Source organism: Alteromonas sp. LOR, assembly GCF_000753865.1.
GTDB lineage: Bacteria > Pseudomonadota > Gammaproteobacteria > Enterobacterales > Alteromonadaceae > Alteromonas.
This window is the reverse complement of sequence record NZ_JQFW01000023.1, coordinates 1-2244: the sequence shown is the minus strand read 5'-3', so window position 1 is coordinate 2244 and position 2244 is coordinate 1. Positions and strand designations below refer to the sequence as shown.

The window sequence follows — 2244 nt, the reverse complement described above, 5'->3', positions numbered from 1 at the left end:
TATGCGTAATATCGATCTATCTCCACTATACCGTTCATTCATTGGTTCAGACCACCTTGCATCACTTGTAGACGCCGCAGCGCGCTCTGAAAAGCAAAATACTTACCCGCCTTACAACATTGAGTTGCTAAGCGACGACAAGTACCGCGTTACTATGGCCATTGCTGGTTTTAGTAAAGACGATGTGTCTATTCAAGTTGAGGAAAACACGCTTACCATTACCGGCAATAAAAAAGCCGACAGTAATGAAAAGAACGAGCGAAAGTATCTTCACAAGGGTATCTCTGAACGCAACTTTGAACGAAAATTCCAATTAGGTGACCATGTAAAAGTGTTGGCTGCTGATATGGAAAATGGCCTTCTACATATCGATATGGAGCGAGTCATTCCAGATGCGAAGAAACCACGCACCATTGAAATAGGGTCGCGACTGCTAGAGAAAGAACGCTCTCAATAGCAACCTCAAATCTGTGTGAGTTTCCCTGTTTTTAACGGCGCCTCTAGGCGCCGTTTTTTTGTGCTTTTGCGCTTGTAAAATTAGCAGTTCAGATCGACAACTGACTGAGCATCTGCAACTGGAAAGCAAGAGCCGGAAGGTAAGGCGTCAGGTGTATATCTTTCAAGGTTAGGGTCATAGAGCCCTTCTTCCAAAAATGCGACTAAAGCATCAATCTCGTCTTCATTGAGGTTCAATGGCACAAAGCGCTCATCAAGTAAGTCATCCGCCAGCCTTTTTTGAGAGACACCGGCGTTTTTGTACAATACAACCTGTCTAACGCTAGTGAAACTTCCTCCGTGACCGAATACATTTGAATCTTTCAAATTATAAAGCTGCGGTACTTTGAACTTATAATTATCTTCTGCGCGCCCAGTAAACCCCCCTCTTCCCTTTGCATCGTTCTCTGTTACCGCTCCGGTTATATTTGGGTCTGACGTATCAAGATCAGCAAATCCGATTGCCATAAATACTTCTTGACTAATTGCGCCTACTTTTGAACTCAATGCGGGCCCGGTGTGACAATTTGAACAACCGGCTTTACCAAAAAATAGCAAACCGCCTCTTTTCTCTTGGTCAGTTAGCGCAGCGTCGTCCCCATGCAACCAGCGCTGAAAAGGCGCTTGGTTTGCTAGTACGGTTCTCTCGTATGCAGCAATTGCTTTCCCCATATTTTCGAGAATATCATCACCGTTTTCAGGGAATGCAGCCTCGTACAAAAGTTGATACTCTATATTTTGCTGAACGAAAGAGTTGTCAAACGTATTTAACCGATGTACTTTCGTACCCGCAATCGCTTGAATCTCTAAACCGGCAAGGCCACGCGTATTTTCAGATTTAGGCGTACCTGCCGTTGCCAAAACATCAACGGGCAAATCTGAGTTAACTAGTCCACCATCTTGGTCACCGAACTGACCATTCCAAAGCATCACCTCTTGAAAAGCGGTGTTGAGTATACTCGGCGACGCAAGCGGTTGAACGTCGGGGATGAAACTGGGGTCTTCGCTTGACTTGTCAAAGCCCTCTGCCAATACACGCATTTCACCCGCAACTCCAAACCCAAGACCGCCTTCTCCAATACCCTGAACAATTCCAGATTTAAAACCAGCACCTACATGGTGACAGCTGGCACATGACCATGTATTCGCCAGTTCGCCGTGCACCCCCTCAGTGGCAATTGCAGTTTCATGAAAAAGCATCATTCCCAGCTGCACTTTTTCTTGAGTCAAAGTATTGTTCGGATCGGAAGGAATATTTGAGAAGTCTGATGACTGGGGCAATATAAGACCTGCTGCACCACCATCTACTTGCTCATCTAATGTTGTCATGAGTTGCGTAGAGAGTGAACTTTCTACTATGGGCAGTTCTTCTTCACTATCGCCCCCACAGCCAACTAAAGTGAAGACACTGGCTGCAAGTAAAGCATTTTGAATATAAGGAGTTAACTTCATGGCATCACCTTTACTGCATTCAAAGAATTTTTAGAGCATCAGAGCCACGAAGGACAGTGGTGCTGATAGGAAGCACACTTATTAAAATTATTTAATCAGAATATAGTCACTTGAATTAAAAACCGCCAGAGAAAAGTATGAGACTTTCAAAATCTAAAAATATTTTTGAAAAAATGTTATTTTTTTCCTTGAAAAGCATTTGGCTAATCCCATATCTGATATGTCGGCGCTGAAAGGTCAGGTCGACAATACTGCCGCCGCATGTCGGGGCATCATTTTTTAACATATTGCTTTATT

General features: G+C 43.9%; 2 protein-coding genes. One reads left to right on the top strand and one right to left on the bottom strand.

All coding sequences use genetic code 11. The annotated features are described in order from the left end of the window. Position 1: 1 nt before the first annotated feature. On the top strand, positions 2-457 hold the full coding sequence (locus JV36_RS0109915; RefSeq protein WP_032139772.1) for an Hsp20 family protein: 456 nt from the start codon (positions 2-4) through the stop codon (positions 455-457). An 80-nt stretch (positions 458-537) separates the two neighbouring features. Here JV36_RS0109915 and JV36_RS0109910 read toward each other — a convergent pair whose 3' ends face one another. Next, positions 538-1947, bottom strand: coding sequence for a cytochrome-c peroxidase (locus JV36_RS0109910; protein ID WP_032097096.1), 1410 nt, complete (start codon positions 1945-1947; stop codon positions 538-540). Positions 1948-2244 lie beyond the last annotated feature (297 nt).